The 1,385-nt window shown below is 32.4% G+C and carries 1 protein-coding gene; it reads left to right on the top strand.

The features are described from left to right. The first annotated feature begins 117 nt into the window (after positions 1-117). Positions 118-1,146: an IS30 family transposase gene (locus tag ACX6CF_RS26150; RefSeq protein ID WP_458788322.1), complete on the top strand. Its 1,029-nt coding sequence runs from the start codon at positions 118-120 to the stop codon at positions 1,144-1,146. The last annotated feature ends 239 nt before the right edge of the window (positions 1,147-1,385 follow it).

Genomic DNA, 1,385 nt, shown 5'->3' with positions numbered 1-1,385 from the left:
TATGGCGGATTGAAAATTGAAGTGCAACAGTAGAGATGAGAAAAAATGGTTAGAAAAAATCCATTAGTTAATACTCCAAGATGTAATCACAACAGAACACAAAGGAGATATTAAATAATGGATTCTAATAAGAGTATAGCCAAAAAGTACCATCATTTATCATATGAAGAAAGAATTAGGATAGAAATCTATAGAAAAGATGGATTTAGCATAACTGCTATTTCAACTAAAATTGGGCGTCATAAAAGTACGATTAGTAGAGAAGTCCGTAGAAATTTAGTGATACAAAGAAATAGTGACTGGACTAACAGAATGGACTATTTTGCCGACTTCGCTCAAAAACAATACCTAAAAAGGCGACTTTCAAGTGGTGCAAAAATTAAGCTTACTAAGTGTATTGAAGCCATTGAATATGTTGAAAATAAAATTCTTAATCAAAAATGGTCGCCAGATACAGCCATTGGTAGATATAATATTGAGAATGTAGATAAGCCTTGTGTTACTACAAAAACAATATATAATTATATTGATCGTGGGCTTATAAGGGTTAAATCCATTGATTTATTGTTACGTGTTAAATTAAAGAAAAAGAAACGCACTATAAGGAAGAATAAAAGAATTCTTGGTCATAGCATTGATGATAGACCTTCCATCATTAACGAACGTTCTGAAAATGGACATTGGGAGATTGATACTGTAATTGGAAAGCGTCATACATCTAGTGTTCTAATGACTTTAACAGAGCGAAAATCAAGGGTTGAAATAATAAAGAAAATACCTGATAAAACAAGTAACTCTGTTGGTAAAGCACTCAGTGAAATTAAAGATATCTATGGTGATAATTTTAATCAAATATTCAAAAGCATTACCTGTGATAATGGTAGTGAATTTAGCTTTAGTGAAGACTTCAAGAAAAAAATTGGTGTAGACTTATACTATACTCATCCATATTCTTCTTTTGAAAGAGGAACAAATGAGAATCATAATGGTATCATAAGAAGATTTATTCCAAAAGGGGTATCTATAGAAGAAATACCAAATGCGGTCATTGATAGAATTAGCCAGTGGATGAATACCTTACCTAGAAAAAATCTGGGTTATAAAACACCATTTGAAGCATTTGCCGATTTTGTTGCAACGGCTTAAGAAGTGTATTGGACAGGGTTTTCGCTTAGACCTTACCACATAGAAAGAAACCATACGATTGAGCATGGTTTCAGCCTAATGTGTCTAAGGACAATTAAGTGCTCGGGTTGCACCTCTGCATAGCCCTATCCCCTTAATTGCATTTAGAGTATACCCAGCTTAAACAAGGTTAAACTATAATAAAAAATAGATTCTGTGGCAAAGATTACATTTTGTTGCACTTAATTTTTCAATTCAAG

This window comes from Vallitalea sediminicola (assembly GCF_054408565.1).
This window is presented reverse-complemented; position numbering and strand designations above follow the sequence as displayed.